The sequence below is a fragment of the Parageobacillus galactosidasius genome, assembly GCF_002217735.1.
Classification (GTDB): domain Bacteria; phylum Bacillota; class Bacilli; order Bacillales; family Anoxybacillaceae; genus Parageobacillus_B; species Parageobacillus_B toebii.
This window is the reverse complement of the sequence record NZ_NDYL01000002.1, coordinates 1,722,951-1,748,000: the sequence shown is the minus strand read 5'-3', so window position 1 is coordinate 1,748,000 and position 25,050 is coordinate 1,722,951. Positions and strand designations below refer to the sequence as shown.

Below are 25,050 nucleotides of genomic sequence, written 5' to 3'. Positions count from 1 at the left end.
TTTTAATTTTTTCTTTATTAACGGAAAGGAAAATCAATCCTCCCTTCGAAATATATAGTAAGCGAAGTGGTATTTGGTAAGAAGGGAGAATAATAGATTGAATGGGCTGCGGATGAGATCGTTAGTGTTTCTTATATGCATGACAGTGTTTCTCGCCGCGCTGCCGACGTCTCAGGCGATGGCGGCAAAACAAACGGCAGTGGTGACGGCGAAGCAGGTAAATGTGCGGCAAGGGCCGGGAACGCTTTATCACGTTGTGATGAAGGTCGATCAAGGGGAAACGTATCGAGTCGTTCGTGAAAAGGCAGGCTGGGTGCAGTTAGAAATAAAGCAAAATCAGACCGGATGGGTCGCCCAACAATACATCGCCTATGTCCGCAAACAGGCGATGGCAACAGAGGATAGACTGCGAATACGGACCGTCCCGAGCTTGAACGGCAAGGTCGTTGGCTATCTTTCTCAAGGACAAGCCGTTGAGGTGATAAAGAAGGAAAACGATTGGGAGAAAGTGGTGACTCCTTCGTTTATTGGCTGGGTTTCTTCCGCTTATCTTGCTTCGAATGATGATAAGAAAACATCGATGAGACAAACAGGATGGGTAACGGCGGATTCATTGAACGTAAGGGCGAGACCGTCGCTGCAGGCAGAACGTGTGGAAAAAGTTACATACGGCCAACAAGTGCAAATTATGTTCAAACAAGGACAATGGTATCAAATTGCCACAGAGAATGGAAAGATTGGCTGGGTGTCCAGTGAGTATATTGCCGCTGTTTCTCCAACGGCTTCGCAATGGGTGAAGGTATTGTATAATGATGTGAATATTCGTTCGGCTCCTTCGCTGGATGGAAACATAAAAACAACAGCGCAGTATGGAGAACGTTATCGGGTGCTAGGGAAGATTGGCAATTGGTATGAAATTGAGATTCCAGGACGGGGCATTGGTTATATTGCCGGCTGGCTCGTTTCCGCTGGTGCGGATGGCAAATCGGAGTCCAAAACCTTAAAAGGAAAAACGATTGTGATCGATGCTGGACATGGCGGAAAAGACAGCGGGGCCATTAGCCATACCGGGATGATGGAAAAAACGCTGACATTGCGGACAGCGCAGCTTCTCAAAGGAAAGCTGGAAGCACAAGGGGCAAACGTGGTGATGACGCGTTCGAGCGACCGGTATGTTTCGTTGTCGGAGCGCGTGCAAACGGCGTATCGCTATCACGCGGATGCATTTATTAGTATTCATTATGATAGTGCGAAGGATCAAAATGCCAAAGGAGCAACGGTATATTACTATGATATGTTTTCCGACTATTTGCTTGCATTGTCGCTGGAACATCCGTTTTCCCGCATGATGTCGATTCCGTTTCGCGGGGCGAGTTTCGGAGATTATTACGTGATTCGCGAAAACGAGCTCCCGTCCGTGCTAGTAGAATTAGGATATTTGAGCAATCCGACGGAAGCGAGCATCATTGCGACAGATCGTTACCAGCAGGAAGTGACAAGCGCGATTTCCACTGGGCTTCGCAATTATTTTGAATAATGAACGAAAAGGCAGGGTGTGGGAGTATCCTGTCTTTTTCTATCTTTAGAAGCAAAGAGACAACATTTCTCACTGGTCTTACGGAAGAGGAAGTGCGAAAGTGGATGAAATAGTACCGGTGTAGCGCATTGTTTCTTTTCGAGTTTTGCCAAAGAGAAGGAGAGCTTGCCACAGTCAGAAGTGGACGGCTCTCCTTTTTCATAGAGCAATCTGTACGAAGCAATTCGATTATAGCGCATATGTTCGTTATTTTTTATCACAAGGCGATTCATCTCCCGCTTTCATTGGACTACACCCTGCCCGTTTAGAAGCGAGAGTCTTCTCGCCTATTTAAGATAAAAAATGAAATTAAAACAAATTTCGAAAAAATTAGACATATTTTGTTGCAATATGGTAAAGTAAAATAGGCTGGAGACTGTTTCATCTCATTGATGCGTTTTACAAACAAAAGGGAGAGCGTCATTACTCTCCCTTACCACCTTTTCTCGGTATGGCACCACGCACCGCTAGGTCTAGGGCGCAGTGAGTGGAAACCACGAAATAATAAATAACGTGTCGCTAGGTCTAGGGCGCGACAAGTTATTTATTAATATATCCTTCTTATAAATACATTATGTATGAACGATTACGTTTTGTAAAGAGGGAATGGATATGGAACAACCATTTAGCGTTCTGGATATGATGGTATTCTTTGACGAAAGCGGAAACAATCAGGTTAAGCCGCATCTAATGGCTGGTTTAGCAATTCCGACTAAATACTATAACAACGAAAATATTCAACAACTGAATGAAAAAATCAAGGCCACAAAAATCCATTGGACAGAATATAGTGGTGACAGTAAAGAAAGAAATACCATTTGGAGAATAATTAATACCGTTATGGAACACCATTACTTGCTGAAAATGAATGTAATTTCTTATAATCAATCAAAAATTGAGGAATCTTCCAGAAAAATAAAACATGTAATAGACGATATAGCGGATCAAACGATTTTTATGAAGTTTCCAGAACGAATTGTTTACGGTTTATTAAGAAGATATGGTGCTTATGTACACATAAATACGAAAATATATATTGAGGATAACACTAAGTATCATAACAAAAAATATGACCTCAGAACTCAGCTGTTTCAACAACTTAACATTCAATCCATCTATCGCGGCGAACGTTTCACCGTTACCGAAGCGGCATATATCCCAAAACAAACAGAACTGGGGATTGAACTTGTTGATTTATTGTTAGGAATGGTTAGAAGTATTATTCGTAATGATTCCCCTGATAAAAGGAGAAGTAGAGAAAAAAACAAACTAATTATGAACTTGCTGCTTTCTAACGCTAATTTTTACTCCTTTATGAAAACGATTCGTTATTATGAGTGGGATAGCTCTCCGTCGTTGGTGGAAGTGGATTTCGAAAACTATTTAAATATCTTTATGAATTCCAATCTTGACTATTAGAATCTTATGCATCACTTCGCGTTTTTACTCTAATTTTGCAACACCATCGAATTGGATAGCTTTCTTCGTTCATAAGATATTGCTAGAGGAAGAGTGGGATCTCTTCCTCTAGCTTTGACTCATTAATAAAATGTTTCATTCAATTCCCAAGATTCAACGATAGCATAAGCCGTTTGTGGATCTAATCCTTTACCGATTAAATAAGTCATTGCCGCAACTTCTTGTAATGCGTGTGCAAACGAGGTATGCTTTGCTTCCTTTAAGCCGTATTGAACAAAAGGAGCAATCACGTTGAGTGTTTGGTCTTTTAGTTGAGGATATAGAGGTTGTTTTATTTGCTGATGTGCTATTATCTCAGATTGCGGATATTGTGGATAGGCCCCTGTTTGTTGCGGTGGATAATAGGGCATTTGATACGGAGCAGGGTAAAAATGCATGTGTAAACTTCCCTTCTTAATTATTGGAGTTTTTTCGTTCTGTTGTATGATATGCTCCGCGTTTGTCTACCGTACCGGATATATCCCTGTTTTTTAGGTCAATGTCTGAAATCGTTACTGCAGAATGTAAATACTCCAAACTATTCAACTAGATAATTTGTTAGAAGGCAATACAATTTCATCATATAGACAAGACCGTTCTTCGCTGACACATCCTCCCGTCTGTGCGACTCTTGTTTCGTCTCGAGGATCGATCAAGTCTTTGCTCCATCCCTGTTCGTAAATCTCCTATAAAGCCCAATACGTGTTATGGATTAGACAAATGATTGTAAAAATCACTTGGATGAATGCGCTTGATTGGTCCGATTTGAGCCGGAAATCGTCGATGGTTGGTCGTGAGTATGTAGTTACACTCTTCTTGAATTGCCGTTATCCAGACGTGAAAATCCTCCTGGTCAAAACGATAAAGTGGTTCAGACATTTCTTGCGAAGAAACAATTTGTTTTGCTGTTTCGTGATCGCAGCCACTTAACTCGACCAATACTTCTCCAATGGGTCGATTCTCTCTTATGACGGTTTCGACACTATATCGGCCAACCAAACTATTAACGGGCAGATTCGTATAGTATTGAAAAATCGGATCCAAAAATTCGTTTAAAAACGCTTCGATTTCTTGTTGGTTATACACAACCCTCTTGTCCCCTTTTCCAAGTCCTTGAGAAGCATTTCGAATAAATTCAAATAAACATACCCTTGATACGATTGGTTGAAATAAATGAGGGAAGCGAGCCGCTTTAAGAATTTTTCGGTTCACCCCGTCGACTCGCAAGGCACCACATAGAATCGTTGTATCGATAAATACTTTAGGAGGACGCGGGGCATCATAGATCAAATTCATCTACATCCCCCGCTTTCTGATTCTTTATATCAATTCGTTTAAGTACTTCTTCCGTTCGTTCATCTTGTTCTGATGTCGTAATGAAGATCTCTTGTGGAATTCTCCAATGACCTCCATCGGTTTTATAGGCTCCTGGAAATTTTCCTTTTTCACACATTCGTCGAATGGTTTGATCGCTTAGCCCTAATTTTTTGGCTACTTCAGTTGTGGTGTAATAAGCCGTGGCGACTTGCTTGGATAGGAGAGGTGCTGAAGAGGAAGATAGTCGGTACTTTTTAGGTTTTCGTTTGTGATGTTCGGCTAATAAGGAAGCCAACAGTTTTTTTCGAACCGCAAGCGGATTATCTTCCGCCATTTGACTCAATTGTTCGATATAGTCCACCAAATACTCGTAAGCTTTCTCTTTCTCTTGATGTGCGTAGGCCTCCCTCATTTTCTTTTCGATTCGGCGGAGTTGGGAAAGACGATCTGTGTTTGGTACAGACAAAGGAATCGTTGAAAAAATAGGGGAGGTTATACCGAGTTGCTGCAAGGATTTTTCAATCGTGACCTTGAATACAGATTTGGCTTTTTCGACATTGATTTGCGAAAGAATTTGCACGCTATCCCACAGGTTTTCTTGTTCTTGATCAATCAATCGTGTCACTTTCAACCACCTCTTCTTGAAATTATTTTATCATTCGAACCAAACAAAATCAACAAATCAAACAAAATCAACAAAAACCAATGAATTTCGTCATAAATAGGTAAATCGAATAAACCTTTAGAACACTCACATGGAATTCCATATGATGGATCTGCGCCCGCATACACAATCATGGAAAATGCAAAAAAGGTTCATTATCAGTTATAATAACTTCATATATGAATGAGAATATCATGGACGAATGCGAGTGTTTGGCAGAAATGATGTTTGATTATCTATGATTTCTCCTATCATGAAGCTTGTTTAGGAGCAGAGTAAACAATCAAAGGTGTGATGAAATATGGATATTGCCGTAGCGGGTGTAGGATATGTCGGACTAGTCACGGCCGCGTGTTTGGCGGAAAAGGGACATAAGGTGGCGTGCGTGGATGTCGATGTGGAAAAAGTGGTATTGCTTCAGCGAGGGAAATCTCCGATCTATGAACCTGGGTTGGAGGAGTTAATAAGAAAAAATCGCGAGCGGTTGTTGTTTACGACTGACTATGCGGCGGCGTGCCGGCGGGCAGATGTGATCATCATCGCTGTTGGCACCCCGGAAGAGCCGGATGGATCCGTGAATTTGCGATATGTATGGGAAGCGGCAAAGCAAATTGCGCAGACGGTGGAAAAAGACTGTGTGGTGGCGGTGAAATCTACCGTTCCCGTTGGGACAAGCGATCAAGTGGAACGTTGGATATATGAACACCGGAAGCACCCCGTTCATATTGAGGTTGTGGCGAATCCCGAGTTTTTATCACAAGGGACAGCAATCAAGGATACGCTGCATGCGTCAAGAATTGTGCTAGGGGTAGAATCGCCGCATGCGGAGAAGGTCATGAAAGAAGTGTATGACCCGTTTTATCTTCCTTATGTCGTGACAGATCGAAAAAGTGCGGAAATGGTGAAATACGCATCCAATGTTTTTCTCGCCTTGAAAATATCCTATATTAATGAAATCGCGAATTTATGCGAAATGGTTGGCGCCAATATCGAAGACGTGGCGGAAGGAATGGGAATGGATCCGCGGATCGGGAGCCGTTTTTTGCGCGCCGGCATCGGTTATGGCGGGTCGTGTTTTCCGAAAGACACGAAAGCGCTGCGTTGGCTTGCCGATGGTTGCGATTATGAACTGAAAACGGTGCAAGCCGCAATGGAAGTGAATGAAAGTCAAAAAGTGAAATTGATCGAAAAGGCAAGAACGTACGTGAGCCATTTTCGCGGGCTGGAGGTGGCGGTGTTAGGTCTTACGTTTAAGCCGGGAACGGACGATATAAGGGAGGCCCCTTCCCTTGCTAATATCGCGGTATTATTGGAAGAAGGCGCAAATGTAAGGGTGTGGGACCCTGTTGGGATGGAAAACGCAAAGCGCGTATTTCCAAAGGAAATCACCTATTGTTCGACGATCGAAGAGGCGGTTGCGAACGCCGATATTTGTTTTATTTTTACGGAGTGGCCGGAAATCCGGCAATTTGACGTCCGTCAATATGCGAATTTAATGAAAACGCCGCTTGTGTTGGATGGGCGGAATTGTTACAGTCTAGCCAGTGCGCGCGAGGCAGGAATCATTTACGAATCGATCGGCCGAAAACGGGTGTGTCCAGCGGAAGACCACTACCGTCTGCGTGAACACGAGGATGTGTTAAATCGCTAGGCAAACAGGTTGTACCGTTATTGATCGCTTGTCATCGATGGACAAGCGTCTAGCGGGGCATAGTGCATATTCCCCATTCGCCGCCATGGATGAGGACGGCGCGAATGGGAGTGGTGGATGCGGCTTATAGAAGAAAACTTTTTTGTTTACATAAGAGGGGGAAGACGATGAAAATCAGCGACTTTTCGATACGAAGACCGGTTTTTACGTTCGTTTCGATGATTTTAGTGTTGATTTTAGGAGCGGTATCACTGTTCAATATCCCGATGAAGCTGATCCCGGATATTAATCCGCCAGTCGGGGTGGTCGTGACGAGCTATCCGGGGGCGGGACCGAAAGAAGTGCTTGAGAAAGTCACGAAGCCGCTGGAGGCGAATTTGTCGACATTGCCTGGGCTAAAGTCGATCACATCGACATCGCAGGAAGGTTCTAATTTGATTTTGCTGGAGTTTTCGTGGTCGACATCGATTGATGATGTGCAAAACGATGTATTGCAGCGGATCGATCAGACGGCGCTTCCGGATGATGTCAACAAGCCGCGGTTTTTGAAGTTTGACCCGTCACAGTTCCCGATTATTCAGCTAACATTAACATCGAAGAAAGGGAACGAGGAACTTTTAAAACAATTAGCGGATCAGCTGCGAGCAGAGCTGACGAAGGTAGAAGGGGTCGCCAGTGTGAATGTTTCCGGCACGTTGACGAAAAACGTGCGGGTGCTGTTGGACCAGGAGAAATTAAAAACGTATAAGCTGAGCCAGCAAGATATTGCCAACTTTATCTCCGCCAACGATATTTCGCTTCCAGGCGAGACGGTCGTGATCGATGATAAGCAGTTAACGACCCGGATTATCAGCACGATCGACTCCGTTGATACGTTAAAACAGCTCGTTGTCACGGTGAATCCGCTCAACGGCGAAAAAGTTCGTTTGCAAGATATCGCCGATATTGCGATTGTGCCGGAAAAAGAAGATACGATTACGCGCACGAACGAGAAGCCTTCTGTATTATTAAGCGTGCTGCAAAAAGCGGATGCCAATACAGCAGAAGTGTCGAAAGCGTTCCAAAAACGCTTGAACGAATTGTTGGATACGAAAAAATTTTCGGCGGTTCATGCGGATGTTTTGTTTGACCAAGGCGATTTTATTCAGCGGACGATTCAGAACATTTTTCAATCGCTCGTTCTTGGCGGAGTATTCGCGATGCTGGTGCTGTTTTTATTCTTGCGCAGTGCAAAAAGCCCGCTTATTATCGGCATCGCGATTCCGTATTCGGTCATCGTGACGTTTGTGTTAATGTATTTTGCTGATTTTACGTTAAACATGATGACGCTTGGCGGTCTTGCGCTCGGTATCGGAATGCTCGTCGATAACTCGATTGTCGTGATCGAAAATATTTACCGCCATTTATCAATGGGGAAAGATCCGAAACAAGCGGCAAGAGACGGGGTAAAAGAAGTCGGCGCTGCGATCACTGCGTCCACGTTGACAACGGTGGCCGTGTTTGTACCAGTCGTTTTCATTACGGGATTAATCGGCGATTTGTTTACCGAATTTGCGTTAACGATTTCGTTTAGCTTGCTTGCGTCGTTGTTCGTGGCATTGACGGTCGTGCCGATGCTGGCGAGCCGCTGGTTAAAACCGCCTCGCGAAAACATCGAGGAAAAACGCCAGTCTTCGCGCATGCTTGTCGGTCTGGACAAGATGGTGAGATGGTCGCTGCGCCATCGGATCATTGTGTTGGTGATTGCGATCGGTACGTTAGCTTTCGGGTTATTTGGCGTGACGAAAGTCGGCATGCAGTTTTTGCCGAATACGGATGAAGGCTTTTTCTCCATCCGCGTGAACCTTGCCAACGGCAGCGCCCTCCGCGAAACGGAAAAGGTTGTTTCTGCCATTGAAGACGAGTTGAAAAAAGTAAAAGAAATTGATGCGTATGTCAGCTTAATCGGCTCGACGCAGGAGCAGGCGTTCCGCGGTACATCGCAAAGCAATGTTGCTGAGATATATGTGAAAATGAAAGACTTGGACGAGCGAGACCGTTCCGTATTTGACGTTGTCGATGACATAAAGAACGATATGGAACAGGCAGCGAAAAAAGCGAATCAAACGGCGGAAGTATCGATCAACTTGCAATCGACTGCAGGAAGTACGCCGAATACGCTTGTGTTCAGCGTGAAAGATACGAATGAAGCGCGGCTGGAAAAAGCGGTGGAAAAAATATACGACCGCTTAAGCAAACTCGATGAAGTGAACGAACTGACGACCGATATTTCGGAAACGGTCGACGAAATTCAAATCAAAGTCGATCGCGAAAAAGCGCTCGCGCAAGGGTTTACTCCAGCGCAAGTGGCGACGATGGTCAACGATATGACACGCGGTGTGACGGCGACACGCATGCTTGATAAAGAGTCGAATTTGTACAATGTTAACGTCGAATACGACGAATCGGTGAAAAACTCGGTCGACAATTTGAAAAAACTGCTGATCAAAAAGCAAGACGGCACATTTATTCCGCTTGGCGACATCGCGGATATTACGATCGGGAAAAGCCCGGTTCAAATTCATCGCATCGACGAGCAATACGCCGTTCAGTTTACATTAAAATACAAAAACACGACGAATTTAGGGGAGATGTCCGCGATTGTCGATAAAGAAATCGCGAAATTGCATCTTCCGGAAGAGACGGAAATCGTCTTTGGCGGCGACCGCGAATTGTTAGAATCGGCGTTGGGTGATTTGCTGCTTGCCTTTGCCTTAGCGATTACGTTCGTGTACCTTGTCATGGCGGCGCAATTTGAATCGTTGAAATATCCGTTTGTCATTATGTTCACCGTGCCGCTGATGGCCATCGGTGTCGCGCTTGGCTTAATGGCAACGAAAACGCCAGTTAGCGTTATGGCGATTATCGGCGTCATCGTGCTTGCGGGTATCGTCGTCAACAACGCGATCGTGATTGTTGATTACATTAATCAAATGAAAGAAAAAGGTTTGGCGAGCTACGATGCGATTGTCACATCGGTGAAATTGCGCGTCCGTCCGATTTTGATGACGGCCTTGACAACGATTTTAGGGTTGCTGCCGCTGGCGTTTGGCATTGGCGAAGGAGCGGAAATGAACCAGCCATTGGCCATCACCGTCATCGGCGGCTTAATTAGCAGCACCTTTTTGACATTGTTCGTCATCCCTGTCGTATACAGTTTGTTTGATAAGGAAACGAGAAAAATGAAGCATAGCGGTTAAAGAAAACGATCTCCCAGCCTCGATTGGGAGGTCGTTTTTTATGGAAACGTACAAAGGAATTTCATATTATATGAAGAAAGAATTGTAATACATTTCCGTTTTGCACTCCGCAAAGTGCTACTTGCTTAGAAAAAGCGGAGATATTACTATATATTTTTGGATCGTTTGTTCAAAAGAAAATATGGCATGATGCGGTTTTTTCGCTAGCACCTTACTTGATTCTTGATGCCAACTTGTTAATATATCTAATAAACATAAACATCTTCATGCACCAGACTTTGCAACTGACTTAGCATCCAGATGAAGCATTATATAGATTTGGGAGGAGTTTTAGGAGGAGTTTTATGTTATCGAAGAAGGCCAATGTCAAAACTTGCGAGATGCTATTAAAAGAGTTTGAGCAAGGGCCGAAGCCGTTTAGTCCGGAGAAGTTAGTTTTTACAGGAGTGGGAGAACGGGATGTATATAATATCTCGGCACCGTTTGAAGACGAAGGAGAATTTGTTATCGCTGGTCGAGTAGAGCCAAGAGATAGCGAGCATTCGGAAGTGTATTTCTTTGTGAACCGTGGAGAAGAATGGGTGCCAAAGGAAGGAGCGCCAGTATTCACGCTCCAAGACCCGTTTGTTTCGAGAATTCGCGGGGAATTGATCTTCGGTGGAGTACAAACTTTTCCACATCCATCCATAGAAGGCACCTTAGGTTGGAGAACGATTTTTTACAAAGGGAAGAATATCTCTAGTTTAAAAGAATTTGCAAAAGGCCCAGATGGGATGAAAGATATTCGATTGATTGAGTTAAAAGATGGATCAGTTGGTGTGTTTACACGTCCGCAAGGGGAAAAAGGCGGACGAGGGAAAATAGGTTTTACACGAATCGATTCATTAGATGAGTTGACAGTGGAGATCATGGAAGAGGCTCCTCTTTTGGATAATCAGTTCGTAGATGACGAATGGGGAGGAGTCAATGAACTTCACTTGCTTTCGAATGGACTTGTTGGTGTTCTTGGGCATATTGCTCGTTTCGGTGAAGATGGCAAACGCCACTATTATCCGATGGTATTTGTGTTGAATCCGGATACAATGGAGCTTTCCGATATCGAATTAATTGCGACAAGATCACATTTTTTGGAAGGTCCTGCGAAACGCCCAGACCTCGTTGATGTGGTATTTAGCGGCGGGTTAATTCGGAAGGAGGATGGCACTGCGGATTTTTACGCGGGAGTTAGCGACGCGGAAGCACAAAAAATTACCGTTGTCGATCCATTTGTGAAATACGAAAGATAGGAGATGGCTGTGAACATTTTGCCAAAACTAGGTTCGCCTAGTTTTGGCATTTTTTTATACCAAATTCGTATCAGTAAATTTAGAAATTTTATATGTTTTCGTGATAGAAAGCGAGCGCTTTTTGGTAGAATGATAATATAGAACAAAGAAGTGGAGTGATAAAATGAAATCGGATAAAAACGCCCCATATTCTCGCAGAAGTGGGAAGGGGAACATTGTTTCCATACAAACCGCAGTGGATCAACAATTAACGGAATGCATGCATGATTTATTATGGTATGCGACCGAAGAATATGCGGATGAGTTGTTAAAAACCATCGGCGATCCAAGAGAATGGGAACAACATGGGGAAATCGGAGAGGCGATTAGTTTTTTTATAGCAAATTGGACTATTTTTTGCGTTCCAGTGACGCCGCGGGGCGAAACGATCATTGAGCGATATGTAAAGTGGAGAGGTTCGTTATGGCGGCCTTCCACTCGCTCCATTCTTGCGTCATGGATTGGAGCGGCGCCGTCTTTTGATATAGTGGTAGAGCTTCAAGGAGAACGGCGTTTCGTCGTTCAAGATGTGTTGACATTGGAAAAACGAGTCGTGCGCATTTTTGACAGTGAGCCATTGCCGCAAGTGCAAATAGGAGATTTGTTAATGGGGATTATAGTGCCTGCCGGAGAGGAATACACGTATTTTACTGCATTTTTTTCATTTCCAAATATGATCGCCCATGAAATTGCATGTTCGCTAAAAGAGGATTGGGAAGCATACGGACCGGAAGATGCGCGTGCATTTTTGCGGACATCCTTTCCAAGCGCGTGGATGACGGCCGTTCGTATGCTCGTGTCATTCATAGCCGATCCGTTCGAATGGGAACATCCGAATTACGCAGCGGTGGTTTATGAATTAGAAAAGAAAATGCCGCAAAGTATGAATTTGAATATGGCAAAAGCGATTTGGCATGAATATTGTGATACCTGCCAACCTGTTATTCGCAGCGTTCCTTTGCATGCGGCTGCTTTGCATTATTTTGTTTGTCGGATTTTGCGCGGCGAGGCAGTAACACAGACGGATTTGGCGCATCTTTATGGCGTTTCCGCAAGCAGTATTTCCAAGAAAGTGAATGAGATGATGGATTATATGACAGATCATCTCCTATCGGAAGATTTCGAAGAGGACGATGATTTCATCGAGGAATGGGATGATGACGAGTATTGGGATGAGGAAGAGCCATACCCTGTTAGCGAACTTGTGGAGTCGATGCTCGATAAACTTGTAAAAACAGGATATATATTTGGAAAAGAACAGAATCGGCAGGAGTTAAATCAGCTTGTTAATGAAGCGGTACGTGAGTTTTTCGAAGTGGAGGAAAATAAAATATACGATCGCAAAGAAATTCGCGCCATCGCCGAAAAGGTCATCGCTGATTTACTGGACTGAAGAATGGGTTGCATGCGCAAACGTTATTTGACAACAAAGGGGATTTTGCGGCTCTGAAAAGAGAAGGGAATTAAGGACGATTATTCAAAACATTGCAAGCAACATTCGTTGGCGAAACGAATCCATATCCGCAGGGATGCCCAAGAAACATTTACTTTGATAGCGGACATGCCATTGGTTCGCTATTTTTTTATAAAAGGAATTATTCATGGTCATAACCGACATTCATCCGTGAATAGTAATCGTAGTGAAGGGGGAAGCGAAGTGATTAATGCAGATCGGCTTTGGAATCGGCTGATGGAATTAGGCGAGATTGGAAAACAGCCATCAGGCGGGGTTACTCGTTTATCGTTTACAAAAGAGGAACGTGCCGCAAAGGAGAAGGTCGCTTCGTATATGAAGGAAGCGGGGCTTACTGTGTATGAGGATGCGGTCGGAAATTTGATTGGACGTAAAGAAGGAAAGGAAAAAGATGCGCCTGTCGTACTGGTCGGTTCGCACATTGACTCCGTCTATAACGGAGGAATGTTTGACGGTCCGCTCGGAGTGCTTTCCGCGGTGGAAGTGTTACAAACGATGAACGAACGAGGGGTGGAAACGAAGCATCCGATTGAAGTCGTTGCCTTTACCGATGAAGAAGGAGCACGCTTTAGTTTCGGAATGATCGGAAGCCGCGGAATGGCGGGAACGTTGTCGGAGGAAGAGTTAGTTCATCAAGACAAAAATGGGGTTTCGATTGCCGAAGCGATGAAAGAAGCAGGGCTTAACCCTAGTGAAATCGGCAAGGCAGCGCGACGAAAAGGATCGGTAAAAGCATATGTCGAGCTGCATATCGAACAAGGCCGTGTGTTGGAAGAAGCGAATCTTCCCGTCGGAATTGTCACAGGGATCGCCGGGCTTGTATGGGTCAAATTTACGGTAGAAGGAAAAGCGGAACACGCCGGGGCAACGCCAATGCCAATTCGCCGCGATCCGCTTGTTGCGGCGGCACAGATCATCCAAATGATCGAGCAAGAGGCGAAAAAGACAGGAACTACCGTGGGGACCGTTGGGCAAATGAAAGTATTCCCCGGAGGAATTAACATCATTCCAGCAAAAGTCGAATTTTCCTTGGATTTGCGGGATATTGATGCGACAGTGCGCGATCACGTATTACAATCGATTATCGAACAAGCGCAAAAGATTGGCAAAGAGCGAAACGTACTAGTTAACGTTGAGCTATTGCAGGAGATGCCTCCGGTATTATGTTCCGAACTTGTGCAAAACGCAGCGAAAGAGGCATGCGGGCAGCTTGGTTTGGATATTTTCTCCCTTCCGAGCGGTGCTTCCCATGACGGAGTACAGCTAGCTAGGCTTTGCCCGATTGGGATGATTTTTGTTCGCTCGAAAGATGGGGTTAGCCATAATCCAGAGGAATGGAGTTCGAAAGAGGATTGTGCGGCTGGGGCGAACGTATTGTACCATACCGTATTGCGTTTAGCGATGGGAGAATGAGGAGAAGGGGGAAGAAATAATGACAAACACGGAAATTAAACAGCTTGTCGATGAAATCAAAGAAGAAGTCATCGCATGGAGGCGGCATTTGCATGCAAATCCGGAGCTGTCGTTTCACGAAGAAAAAACGGCGCAATTTGTTTATGAAACATTGCAATCGTTTGGGAATTTAAAGCTTTCGCGCCCGACAAAAACGAGTGTTATGGCGCGGTTAATCGGGGACGAGCCGGGAAAAGTGGTGGGCATTCGCGCGGATATGGACGCATTGCCGATTCAAGAGGAAAATACGTTTGAGTTTGTTTCGAAAAATCCAGGCGTGATGCATGCATGCGGGCATGATGGACATACGGCGATGCTTTTGGGAGCGGCGAAAATTCTTTCGCGGCTTCGTCATCAAATCAAAGGAGAAGTCCGCTTTCTTTTCCAACATGCCGAAGAGATATATCCAGGCGGTGCAGAGGAAATGGTGCAGGCGGGCGTGATGGATGGGGTGGATGTCGTCATTGGCACCCATCTTTGGTCCCCATTAGAAATTGGCAAGATTGGCATTGTGTATGGTCCGATGATGGCTTCCCCAGATCGCTTTTTCATTCGGATTCATGGGAAAGGCGGGCATGCTGCTTTGCCACACCAAACGATTGATTCGATTGCCATCGGCGCGCAAGTGGTGACGAACTTGCAGCATATCGTATCGCGCAACACCGATCCGCTTGAGCCTCTCGTCGTATCGGTGACGCAATTTATTGGCGGAACGACGCACAACGTGATTCCAGGAAGCGTCGAAATTCAAGGAACGGTGCGCAGTTTTGATAAAACGCTTCGTCAAAATGTGCCAAAATTAATGGAACGGATCATAAAAGGCATTACCGAAGCACACGGCGCAACATACGAATTTAAATATGAATTCGGCTATCGTCCGGTTATTAATGACGAAAAAGTGACCCGTGTCATTGAGGAAACGGTGCGGGAAGTATTTGGCGAAGAAGCGATTGATCATATAAAGCCAAATATGGGCGGAGAAGACTTTTCGGCATTCCAGCAAAAAGCACCAGGAAGCTTCTTCTATGTCGGCGCTGGAAATAAAGAAAAAGGTATTGTATATCCGCATCACCATCCGCGTTTTACGATCGATGAAGATGCGTTAGAAATTGGCGTGCGCTTGTTTGTCCATGCGGCGTTTAAATTATTGGCGGAAGCGTGATGGCGCTTCCGGTTCATTTTTTTATTTAAGATTTAAATGACTCTTGTTATATTTCTATTTTTGTTTTATACTATATGTAACCGGTTACATATATAAGGTGGAAAAAAATATGGCAACAATTAGAGATGTGGCAAAGTTAGCAGGTGTATCTGTGGCGACTGTTTCGCGCGTGTTAAATCAAAATGGTTATGTGAATGAAGAAACCGAAAAGCGCGTGAGACAGGCGATGAAAGAATTAAATTATAAACCGAGTGAAGTGGCGCGGGCGCTGTTTAAAAAGACATCGAAAACAATCGGGTTAATCGTGCCAGATATAACAAACCCGTTTTTTCCAGAACTTGTCCGCGCTGTGGAAGATGTGATGAATATTTATGATTACACCGTGATTTTGTGTAATTCGGATGAAAAAACAGATAAAGAAAAAGAATATATAGAAGTGCTAAAGCAAAAATATGTTGACGGTATTATTTTGACGACTAATCAGCTGCAACTAGATGAAGTATCGGAATGGGATATCCCCGTGGTGGTGCTAGACCGTCCCCTAAGTCGCAGCTATCCGTCAGTGATTGCTGATAATTATGGAGGAGCGCGGCTAGCGACAAAACATTTATACGATACTGGGTGCCGCAAAATTGCTCATATCCAAGGACCACCTCATGTTGTGAACGCGATAGAGCGCTTTCGCGGCTATCGAGATGAAATGATGGAGAGGGGACTTTGGGACGAGAGGCTGATTATTTCTGGAAACTATCAGCTAAAGCAGGCGAAAGAAGCGGTGATCGAAGCATTAAATAAATACGATATCGACGGCATTTTTGCCGGAAATGACGCGATGGCGGTGGGAGCGCTGAAAGCGGTTCAACAGCTAGGGCTGCGAGTTCCAGATGACATTGCGATTATTGGATATGACGGCATTCCGCTGACGGAAATGACGACACCGGAACTATCGACCATTTCCCAACCGATTTATGAGATGGGCGCAATAGCCGCAAGAATTTTAATCAAAAAGATAGAAGGAAAACCGCTTGAGAAGCTTCATTATGTGCTTCCGGTTGAACTAGTGGTACGACAATCGACGCGTAAGGGGGAATGAAAGTGGCAAAACCAGTGATTACCGTAGTCGGCAGTATCAACATGGACCTTGTGACGATCGCTTCCCGCTTTCCATCACAAGGAGAGACGATTTTAGGGGAGGAGTTTCATCTCATTCCTGGCGGGAAAGGAGCAAACCAAGCGGTGGCGGCCGCGCGGCTTGGCGCGGATGTGCATATGATTGGCGCAGTCGGGAAGGATGCGTTTGGAACGGAGCTGCTTCGCTCATTGGAGCGGGAAGGTGTTCATATCGATAATGTGAAACCGGTTACAGATAAAGGGACCGGCATTGCTTCGATTACGATTTCGGAACAAGATAACCGAATTATCGTTGTTCCGGGGGCAAACCATGCGCTTCGTCCAGAAGACATTGATCGATGCGAAGAAATGATTGCCAAAAGTGACGTATGTGTACTCCAGCTGGAAATTCCGCTTTCCGTTGTAGAAAGAGCCGCTTTTTTAGCGAAAAAGCATGGAGTGCGCGTCATTTTAAATCCTGCGCCAGCGCAGCCGCTGCCTCAGAAGCTTATAGAGCAAGTCGATTTTCTTACGCCAAACGAACATGAACGGGATATTATTTTCGAACAAGTCGATGCGGACGCGTTTGCCGATAAAGTGATTGTCACGGAAGGAGCGCGCGGCGTGACGATTCGGAAAGATGGAAAACAGATGCTCATACCAGGCTTTCGCGTTCCGGTCGTGGATACGACAGGAGCGGGAGATACATTCAACGGCGCGCTGGCGGTCGCGTTAAGCAAAGGAATGAGTTTAGAAGAAGCTTGTCTGTTCGCCAACGCAGCGGCGGCGCTATCAGTGACAAAGCTAGGCGCGCAAGGCGGAATGCCAATGAAAGAAGAGGTTGAACGATTTTTAAAAGAAAATGCCGAATAATTCATGTACAATATAAAGATGTGATCGTTCAATAGAAAAACAGCATGCAAAAAGAAATTAGGTGACAACAATGCAGCAGAAAATCCAACGCTGGAGCCTTGTCGTGATCTGGTGTATCGTCATTTATTCCTTTAGTGAATCTTCGCTGTTTACCGGTGAAAATACGAAGCGCATATTAGAAGCGGTGTTGTCGTATTTGCCATTTGGCCATGACGGGGGTGATGCGTCGTCTCCGTTAAATTTTATTGTTCGGAAGCTGGCGCATTTAACCGAGTTTGGCATACTGGCGGTGCTTGTTTGGCGGGCGCTTGAACGAGGGCGTATGGCGTATGTTGGCGCATGGGTCTTTGCGACGGTGTACGCGATGACGGATGAGTGGCATCAATCGTTTGAGCCGGGGCGCACCGCTGCGCCGACAGATGTGGCGATCGACTCGTGCGGAGCGTTCCTTGCCTTGCTTTTTGTCCGTTTGTATATGTATTGGAAAAGGAAAAAGAAGGATGTTTCCGTATAGATTGTTGCTGAAAAATGTGGATGATGGATTACAAGAAGTCGCCATTTAGACGATTTGACTTGAAATGGGCAAAAAAACAGCATTTGATGAACGAGTCAAACAAATGCTTATTTCTGCTTGTCGAATATAACAACTTGAGAAGTGTTTAGGGGATGAGCAATCGAACTGATGGCTAACTCCGTGCCCAGATATCTTTATTTTTTCTTGTGTTTTTTGCCTAATAGAGCCGTTGCGATGGCACTAAAGAAGTTGCCTAAAGCTTCGATCATTTTAGCAAAAAACACCTCCTACCTTAATATCCCTTTATTTACCACATATAACAATACTATAGAAAAACTATGAAAAACGACAATCTTTGTGAAAAGATCGAAAAAGAATATACCGTCGTCATATCGCGGCCTCTCCCAAGTATCGTTTTTGGCAAATATGGAAACAATGATAAAAGCAAGTTTGCTAGAATCAAAGAGGGGAGAGGTCTTTATGTTTGCTTTTATCGCCGGAGTATTCGTGGGGTCATTGGTGATGCTTGTTGTCATGAGCATGATGTTTGTCGCCAAACAGGCAGATGAGCATAGCGCCAATTGGCAGAAGAAATAAGAAAGCTTCCTGCAGACATGCAGGAAGCTGTTTTTACTCATCAGCAGGAAACACGATTCCCGTTTGTTTGCGGGCCTCTTCCATCAAGGCAATCGTCAGCAACGAATGCTCATGTGAATTGATTTCGGATTCGCGTTTTCCGTTTTTGATCAGCTCGATAAATTCCTTCGCTTCATAATACATCGGAGGCTGTTCTTGCGGGACGGTAATATCTTCTATGCGCCCGTCGCGGTAGCGAATTTCCACTTTTGTCGGCGTATGGATCGCATCGATCAGAATGCTTCCTTCTTCCCCTTGAATTTCCGATGGAAGATAAGAGTTGGTGATTTTTGAGTACATCACCATCGCATCCATGTCGCCGTAATCAAAAATAATGCTTCCTTCTCCGTCAACGCCGGATTCGAGTTTCAAGCTATTTGCTTGGAGGCGATGCGGTTTTCCGAATAAGACGACCATCGGGTAAATGCAATAGACGCCGATATCCATTAGTGAGCCGTTGGAAAAGGCGGGATTGAACGCGTTCAAAATCGTTCCTTGTTTATACGCATCATAGCGGGATGAATATTGGCAGTAGCTGGCGAAATAGCGGCGTATTTTCCCGATTTTATGTAAATGTTCGCGAATCGTTAGAAAGTTCGGAAGCAGCGTCGTTTTCATCGCTTCCATCAAGACGACATCATTTCGGCGCGCCGCATCAATCATCGCTTTGACTTCTTTTGTATTCGATGCCATCGGCTTTTCGCATAGCACATGTTTGCCGTGATTCATAAGCAAAATCGCCTGTTCGGCGTGCAAAGAATTTGGGCTTGCGATATAGACGGCATCGATGTCTTTGCTTTTCGCCAGTTCCTCAAGGTTTGTAAACGTCTGTTTGGCACCTGTTTTCGCCGCAAATTCCTTCGCTTTTTCTTCCGTCCGCGAATATACCGCGGTTAATGTGAAGTCTTCTACTTTTCTTGCCGCTTCAATAAATGCTTCCGTAATCCAGTTCGTTCCGATCGTGGCAAATCGAATCATGGCGGTCCCTCCTTATTTGTCGTAACTATACCATTTTATCGTTCATACAATTCAATCGGCAACTCATCGGGATCGCGGAAAAACGTGAACCGTTTCCCTGTAACTGGGTCGATCCGGATCGGTTCGGTAGCGACGCCTTGCGTTTGTAAGTATGCGACAGCTTCATCGATATCGTCAACTTCCAAGGCAAGATGGCGCAGCCCGCACGCTTCCGGATAGCTTGGCCGCTTTGGCGGATTTTCAAAGGAAAACAGCTCAATTTGTGTATGTTCGCCGACTTGCAAATCTAATTTATACGAATTTCGTTCTTTTCGATATTGCTCGTGAATAATGTTGAAACCGAGGATATTCGTATAAAAATGTTTCGACCGTTCGTAGTCGGAACAAATAATCGCGATATGGTGAATGCGGGTGAATTGCATAAGCTCCTCCTTTAGCAAGGCAAATGAATTTCTACTAGAAGTGACATTATTTTTTAAAAATAAAAAAATCCAATTCTGCATGAATATTGACGTGGAATAATATGTATATTATCATAAAAATCAATAGATAATAATATTCAAAATATTCATATATTTATATTTTACTCATAAAACATCACCTCTAAAAATTCAACATTTTTGAAAACGCTTACCAACCTGGTTTTTTCGTTCACCAATTATTGATTCCTCACGAATAGCAGCTCAAGAATGTCTACATCCTGTTTTGCCCACATATTATGATACTACACTATTTTTCTATGAAACAGAAAAGGAGAAGGTACATATGCGCTACGAATTCAAATTGCCAGACATCGGAGAAGGGCTGCATGAAGCGGAGATTGTGCGTTGGTTTATTCAAGAAGGAGACGAAGTTTCTGTCGATCAGCCGATTGCGGAAATTCAAACAGATAAGGCGATAGTGGAAATGACGACACCAGTGGCGGGAAAAGTAGTAGCGCTTGCCGGGCCGGAGGGAGCGACGGTAAAAGTCGGCGAACCGCTTATCATCGTTGACCAGCAAAAAGCCGCTGATCATGAAGAAGCAGCCGCAGAATCTAAGCCGGCGAAACGGAAAAAACGGGTGATTGCCGCCCCGTCGGTAAGAAAAAGGGCAAGGGAAATGGGCGTTCCGATTGAAGAAGTAGAAGGAACCGGAGAAGGCGGAAGAGTGACGCTTGCCGATTTAGAGAGATATGTAAAAGGGCGTGAGTCCGCATCGGCGGCAGTGGCACCAGCGCTGGAAGCTGCCGAGATGCCGACGGTTCATAAGCAAACGGTAAACGAAGAACGCATCCCGATTCGCGGGCTGCGGAAAAAAATCGCCGAAAAAATGGTGAAATCAGCATACACCGCTCCACATGTGACGGGGATGGATGAAATCGATGTGACGAAACTGGTGGAGATCCGTACAGGTCTTGTGAAACAGTTGGAGACGGAGTCGGTCAAACTGACATATTTGCCGTTTGTCATTAAAGCAGTGACGCGTGCGCTAAAAGAACATCCAATATTTAATGCAACAATAGATGAAGAAACAAACGAAATCGTGCTAAAGAAAGAATACCATATCGGCATTGCCACGGCGACGAAAGAAGGGCTTGTCGTCCCAGTGATTAAGCATGCCGACCAAAAATCGATTCGCGAGCTGGCGATCGAGCTTGCCGAGCTTTCGGAAAAAGCGCATCGCCATACGCTGCGTGTCGATGAGCTGCAAGGAAGCACGTTTACGATCACAAGCACCGGGGCAAACGGCGGCTGGTTTGCGACACCGATTATTAACTATCCGGAAGTGGCGATTTTAGGCGTTCACTCGATTAAGCGAAAACCGGCCGTAATTGGCGATGAGATTGTCATTCGCGATATGATGGGGATGTCGCTCACGTTTGATCATCGCGTCATTGACGGGGAACCGGCAGGCCGGTTTATGAGAACGGTAGCGCAAATTTTAGAACATCCAGAGCAGCTCCTGTTAGATGTTCGGTAAGCGAAGGGGGAGGAAACGATGTTTGACCAAAACCAATTGCCGTTTGATATGGTACAGCTGTTGGATGAAAACGGGAACGGGGATGAGGAAGCATTACAACAATTTTCCGATGAATTTCTCGTCACACTATATAAATGGATGCGAAAAGCAAGAGTCGTTGATGAACGTTTGTTAAAAATGCAGCGGCAAGGGCGGATCGGTACATACGCGCCATTCAGCGGGCAGGAAGCGGCGCAAATCGGCAGCGTGCTCGCGCTTGAGAAAGAGGACTGGATTTTTCCAAGCTACCGGGAAATCGCTGCTTGTTTGGCGCATGGGCTGCCTCTTACGCAAATTTTTCATTACGTGAGAGGCCATGTGCTTGGCGGCAGAACGCCGGAGCATTTAAACATTTTCCCGATTCAAATCATTATTGGCGCGCAGACGCTTCATGCGACAGGGTGCGCATGGGCAGCAAAACTGAAAGGAGAAAAGCAAGTATCCGTCTGTTATTTCGGCGATGGCGCGACATCAGAAGGCGATTTCCATGAAGCGATGAACTTTGCGTCTGTTTATCAAGTTCCGGTCATTTTTTTCTGCCAAAACAACCAATACGCCATCAGCGTTCCGGTGCATAAGCAAACGGCAAGCCGGACGATCGCGCAAAAAGCGATTGCATACGGAATGAAAGGTGTGCTTGTCGACGGCAACGATGCGCTTGCCGTGTACAAAACGATGAAAGAGGCGGTCGATGCGGCGCGAAACGGCGAAGGACCGATGCTTATTGAGGCGCTGACGTATCGACTGGGGCCGCATACGACATCCGATGACCCGACAAAATATCGAAGCGCGGAAGAAGCGGAGCAGTGGAGAAGGAAAAAAGATCCTCTTCATCGCTTGCGGGTGCTGTTAGAAAAACGCGGGCTTTGGACAGAAGAAAAAGAAGAAGCATGGGTAGCGCAAGCAAACGACGAAGTCACGGCGGCGTATGAAGAAGCGGTGGCGGCGGAGACAGGGTCGATCGTCGATGTATTTGACTACGTGTACGGTAAGCCAAGCAAGCTTTTACAGGAGCAGCAACAAGAAGCAGCAAGGAGAAAGCAAGGGAAAGAGGTGAAATAACATGGCGGAAAAGACGATGATTCAGGCGATTAATGAAGCGATATGGCAAGAAATGGAACGCGATGAGCGCGTGATCGTACTAGGAGAAGATGTCGGGAAAAATGGCGGCGTGTTTCGCGCGACAGATGGATTGTTAGAACAATTTGGGGACCGCCGTGTATTTGATACGCCGCTTGCCGAATCAGGCATTATCGGCACATCGATCGGACTGGCGGTGAACGGATTCCGCCCGATTGCGGAAATTCAGTTTCTCGGCTTTGTCTATCAGGCGATGGATCAGCTTGCGGCGCAGGCAGCGCGCCTTCGTTTTCGCTCGGCAGGACGGTTTACATGCCCGCTTGTCGTACGAAGTCCATACGGCGGAGGAGTGCGCACGCCGGAGCTTCATTCCGATGCGCTGGAGGCGCTGTTTACGCATTCACCTGGTTTGAAGATTGTCATGCCATCGAACGCCTATGACGCAAAAGGGCTGCTTATTTCAGCGATTCGCGATGAAGACCCCGTTTTATTTTTAGAGCCGATGAAATTATACCGCGCCTTGCGCATGGAAGTGCCGGATGAGCCGTACGAAATTCCGCTTGGAAAAGCGCGTGTCGTCAAAGAAGGGGAAGATGTGACGATCATTTCGTGGGGTGCGACCGTTCCGCTTGTTGCGAAACTGGCGGTAGAGATGAAGTCGCAAGGAATTGACGCGGAAGTAATTGACCTTCGCTGCCTGCAGCCATTAGATATCGATACCATCGTGGGGTCGGTAGAAAAGACAGGACGGGTGATGGTTGTTCATGAAGCGGTCAAAACGAACGGGTTCGGCGCGGAAATTGCCGCATTGATTAGCGAACGGGCCTTGTTTACGCTATCGGCGCCAATCGTGCGTGTGACCGGCTATGATACACCGTATCCGGTGCCGTCGGTCGAAGATGATTGGCTGCCGAACGCCACTCGCATTTTCGAAGGGGTACAAATGTTAATGCGATATTAATAAGCACGAAAGGGGATCGCGATGGGACTTTATGAAGATTTATTAGAACGGATTGGTGACCGTGAACGGGTGACGATAAACGAAACGGTTCTTGAGCAGCATAGCAAAGGGATGGCCTATCACGAACCGAGAAAGCCGGATGTCGTCGTCTTTCCAAGAACGGCGGCGGAAGTGAGCGCGGTGTTGTCTTATGCGAATGAGCGGCGCATACCGGTTACTCCATTTGGAGCAGGAACCAGTCTAGAAGGACATATTATTCCTGTTCAAGGCGGCATCACACTCAACCTTACGATGATGAATAATATTATTGACATTCGTCCCGACGATTTTTTGGCCATCGTCGAGCCAGGGGTAACGCGGATGCAGCTGAATCAGGCATTGAAAAAACATGGACTGTTTTTCCCGGTTGATCCGGGAGCGGACGCAACGATCGGCGGGATGGCGTCAACGAACGCCAGTGGTACAAACAGCGTCAAATACGGCGTCATGCGCGATCAAGTGCTAGGCTTGGAAGTCGTGCTCGCCGATGGGAAAATCGTTCATACCGGCGGAATGGCGGTGAAATCGTCGGCAGGTTATGACTTAACGGGGCTGTTTGTCGGTTCGGAAGGAACGCTGGGTGTATTTACGAAGATTATTGTCCGTCTTCAGGGCATTCCGGAAGCGACGAATGCGATTAAAGTAAGCTTTCCTACGTTGGCGGAGGCAGCGCAGGCCGCAGCGTCAATTTTAAAAGCGGGCGTGTCTCCGGGGAAAATAGAGCTTGTGGATGAGCAAACGATTCAAGCGGTCAATCAATACAAACAGACAGACTATCCAGCGGCGCCGACGCTATTTATTGAACTAAGCGGCAGCGCGTCGAGCGTAAAAGACGGAACAGAGCTTGTCAAAGAGTTGTGTGTTGCGGAAAACGCGGTTTCGTTTGAAATGGAAGAGGATTCTGTCGCGCGCGCCAAATTGTGGGAAGCACGGCATCACGCGGCATTTGCCATTCAAGCGGCATATCCAGGAAAAGTGATGTTATCGACCGATGTGTGTGTGCCGATTTCCAAAATGCCGGCAGCGATTGCCGAAACGCGGAAGCTTGTCGATGAATATGGCATGACGGCCGCGATTCTCGGCCATGTCGGCGACGGCAACTACCATACCATTCTTGCTTTTGATCCGGCGGATAAGGAAGAAGTAAAGCGCGTCGAAGAAGTGAACGCCCGCATCGTCCGCTACGCCTTATCGCATGGCGGCACGTGCACGGGCGAGCACGGCATCGGCATCGGAAAGCGGCAGTTTTTATACGAAGAACATCGTGATTCCGTTCCGTTTATGAAAGGGATTAAGCAGCTGTTTGATCCGAACGGCATTATGAATCCGGGGAAAATTTTCTTATAATGATCATGCTTTTGCCCCGCTCATTGGCTTATAGCGGGGAATTTTTTTGTCTGTTGGCAGGGAAAATAAAGTAACGGCCTGTTACCTATATGAAACAAATTATTTTCGTGTTGTGTGCATTACTGAATTTCGTCGATCTATTTACTTTTTAATGGGAAACGCGTTTATTTTAGTAGGGAAGGATGAAGAAAAG

General features: G+C 45.8%; 21 protein-coding genes. 16 read left to right on the top strand and 5 right to left on the bottom strand.

Annotated features, from left to right (window positions below; genetic code table 11):
- The first annotated feature begins 112 nt into the window (after window positions 1–112).
- Window positions 113–1,537 carry an N-acetylmuramoyl-L-alanine amidase family protein gene (locus tag B9L23_RS18380; protein WP_425439796.1) on the top strand — a complete coding sequence of 475 codons (1,425 nt, stop codon included), beginning with the start codon at window positions 113–115 and terminating at the stop codon, window positions 1,535–1,537.
- Window positions 1,538–2,188: 651 nt separating this feature from the next.
- Window positions 2,189–2,995 (top strand): DUF3800 domain-containing protein, encoded by an 807-nt coding sequence (locus tag B9L23_RS18375; protein WP_089098190.1) that lies wholly within the window; start codon window positions 2,189–2,191, stop codon window positions 2,993–2,995.
- Between the two features lie 122 nt (window positions 2,996–3,117).
- Here the strand turns inward: B9L23_RS18375 and B9L23_RS18370 are convergent, their stop codons facing one another.
- The 3 genes from B9L23_RS18370 to B9L23_RS18360 all read right to left on the bottom strand — a co-directional run bounded on the left by B9L23_RS18370 (window position 3,118) and on the right by B9L23_RS18360 (window position 4,976).
- Window positions 3,118–3,432 (bottom strand): hypothetical protein, encoded by a 315-nt coding sequence (locus B9L23_RS18370; RefSeq protein WP_089098189.1) that lies wholly within the window; start codon window positions 3,430–3,432, stop codon window positions 3,118–3,120.
- Window positions 3,433–3,739: 307 nt separating this feature from the next.
- Window positions 3,740–4,330 (bottom strand): PIN domain-containing protein, encoded by a 591-nt coding sequence (locus B9L23_RS18365; RefSeq protein ID WP_015865219.1) that lies wholly within the window; start codon window positions 4,328–4,330, stop codon window positions 3,740–3,742.
- On the bottom strand, window positions 4,314–4,976 hold the full coding sequence (locus B9L23_RS18360) for a helix-turn-helix domain-containing protein (protein ID WP_015865218.1): 663 nt from the start codon (window positions 4,974–4,976) through the stop codon (window positions 4,314–4,316). Before B9L23_RS18360 ends, B9L23_RS18365 begins: the two co-directional genes overlap by 17 nt.
- A 340-nt stretch (window positions 4,977–5,316) precedes the next feature.
- Here B9L23_RS18360 and B9L23_RS18355 point away from each other — a divergent pair, with 340 nt between their 5' ends.
- The 10 genes from B9L23_RS18355 to B9L23_RS21245 all read left to right on the top strand — a co-directional run bounded on the left by B9L23_RS18355 (window position 5,317) and on the right by B9L23_RS21245 (window position 18,412).
- On the top strand, window positions 5,317–6,666 hold the full coding sequence (locus B9L23_RS18355; protein ID WP_089098188.1) for a UDP-glucose dehydrogenase family protein: 1,350 nt from the start codon (window positions 5,317–5,319) through the stop codon (window positions 6,664–6,666).
- A gap of 167 nt (window positions 6,667–6,833) precedes the next feature.
- A complete protein-coding gene (locus B9L23_RS18350) occupies window positions 6,834–9,905 on the top strand; it encodes an efflux RND transporter permease subunit (protein WP_089098187.1) in 3,072 nt (1,023 codons plus the stop codon).
- 344 nt (window positions 9,906–10,249) lie between these two features.
- Window positions 10,250–11,191 (top strand): MTP-1 family protein, encoded by a 942-nt coding sequence (locus tag B9L23_RS18345; RefSeq protein ID WP_089098186.1) that lies wholly within the window; start codon window positions 10,250–10,252, stop codon window positions 11,189–11,191.
- 163 nt (window positions 11,192–11,354) lie between these two features.
- A complete protein-coding gene (locus B9L23_RS18340) occupies window positions 11,355–12,623 on the top strand; it encodes a helix-turn-helix domain-containing protein (protein WP_081188962.1) in 1,269 nt (422 codons plus the stop codon).
- 264 nt (window positions 12,624–12,887) lie between these two features.
- Window positions 12,888–14,117, top strand: a complete 1,230-nt coding sequence (locus tag B9L23_RS18335) for a Zn-dependent hydrolase (RefSeq protein ID WP_089098185.1) — start codon at window positions 12,888–12,890, stop codon at window positions 14,115–14,117.
- 19 nt (window positions 14,118–14,136) lie between these two features.
- Window positions 14,137–15,318 carry a M20 family metallopeptidase gene (locus B9L23_RS18330; protein ID WP_089098184.1) on the top strand — a complete coding sequence of 394 codons (1,182 nt, stop codon included), beginning with the start codon at window positions 14,137–14,139 and terminating at the stop codon, window positions 15,316–15,318.
- 109 nt (window positions 15,319–15,427) lie between these two features.
- Entirely contained in the window at window positions 15,428–16,411 is a 984-nt protein-coding gene (locus tag B9L23_RS18325) for a LacI family DNA-binding transcriptional regulator (RefSeq protein ID WP_089098183.1), read from the top strand.
- A 2-nt stretch (window positions 16,412–16,413) separates the two neighbouring features.
- Window positions 16,414–17,301 (top strand): ribokinase, encoded by an 888-nt coding sequence (rbsK, locus tag B9L23_RS18320; protein ID WP_089098182.1) that lies wholly within the window; start codon window positions 16,414–16,416, stop codon window positions 17,299–17,301.
- Between the two features lie 70 nt (window positions 17,302–17,371).
- The gene (locus tag B9L23_RS18315; protein WP_089098181.1) at window positions 17,372–17,815 is read left to right on the top strand and encodes a VanZ family protein; all 444 of its coding nucleotides are present in this window, start codon (window positions 17,372–17,374) and stop codon (window positions 17,813–17,815) included.
- 480 nt (window positions 17,816–18,295) lie between these two features.
- A complete protein-coding gene (locus B9L23_RS21245; RefSeq protein WP_015865203.1) occupies window positions 18,296–18,412 on the top strand; it encodes a DUF3789 domain-containing protein in 117 nt (38 codons plus the stop codon).
- A gap of 33 nt (window positions 18,413–18,445) precedes the next feature.
- Here B9L23_RS21245 and B9L23_RS18310 read toward each other — a convergent pair whose 3' ends face one another.
- Window positions 18,446–19,429, bottom strand: coding sequence for a Gfo/Idh/MocA family protein (locus B9L23_RS18310; RefSeq protein ID WP_089098180.1), 984 nt, complete (start codon window positions 19,427–19,429; stop codon window positions 18,446–18,448).
- A gap of 35 nt (window positions 19,430–19,464) precedes the next feature.
- A complete protein-coding gene (gene gloA2, locus B9L23_RS18305; protein WP_062677123.1) occupies window positions 19,465–19,851 on the bottom strand; it encodes an SMU1112c/YaeR family gloxylase I-like metalloprotein in 387 nt (128 codons plus the stop codon).
- Window positions 19,852–20,194: 343 nt separating this feature from the next.
- On the opposite strand from gloA2, the gene B9L23_RS18300 reads away from it, so the two are divergent.
- The 4 genes from B9L23_RS18300 to B9L23_RS18285 are packed head-to-tail and all read left to right on the top strand — an operon-like array spanning window position 20,195 to window position 24,857.
- The gene (locus B9L23_RS18300) at window positions 20,195–21,391 is read left to right on the top strand and encodes a dihydrolipoamide acetyltransferase family protein (protein WP_089098179.1); all 1,197 of its coding nucleotides are present in this window, start codon (window positions 20,195–20,197) and stop codon (window positions 21,389–21,391) included.
- An 18-nt stretch (window positions 21,392–21,409) separates the two neighbouring features.
- On the top strand, window positions 21,410–22,492 hold the full coding sequence (gene pdhA, locus B9L23_RS18295) for a pyruvate dehydrogenase (acetyl-transferring) E1 component subunit alpha (protein WP_081188954.1): 1,083 nt from the start codon (window positions 21,410–21,412) through the stop codon (window positions 22,490–22,492).
- A gap of 1 nt (window position 22,493) precedes the next feature.
- Window positions 22,494–23,471 (top strand): alpha-ketoacid dehydrogenase subunit beta, encoded by a 978-nt coding sequence (locus B9L23_RS18290; protein ID WP_089098178.1) that lies wholly within the window; start codon window positions 22,494–22,496, stop codon window positions 23,469–23,471.
- 21 nt (window positions 23,472–23,492) lie between these two features.
- Window positions 23,493–24,857 carry an FAD-binding oxidoreductase gene (locus B9L23_RS18285; protein ID WP_089098177.1) on the top strand — a complete coding sequence of 455 codons (1,365 nt, stop codon included), beginning with the start codon at window positions 23,493–23,495 and terminating at the stop codon, window positions 24,855–24,857.
- Window positions 24,858–25,050 lie beyond the last annotated feature (193 nt).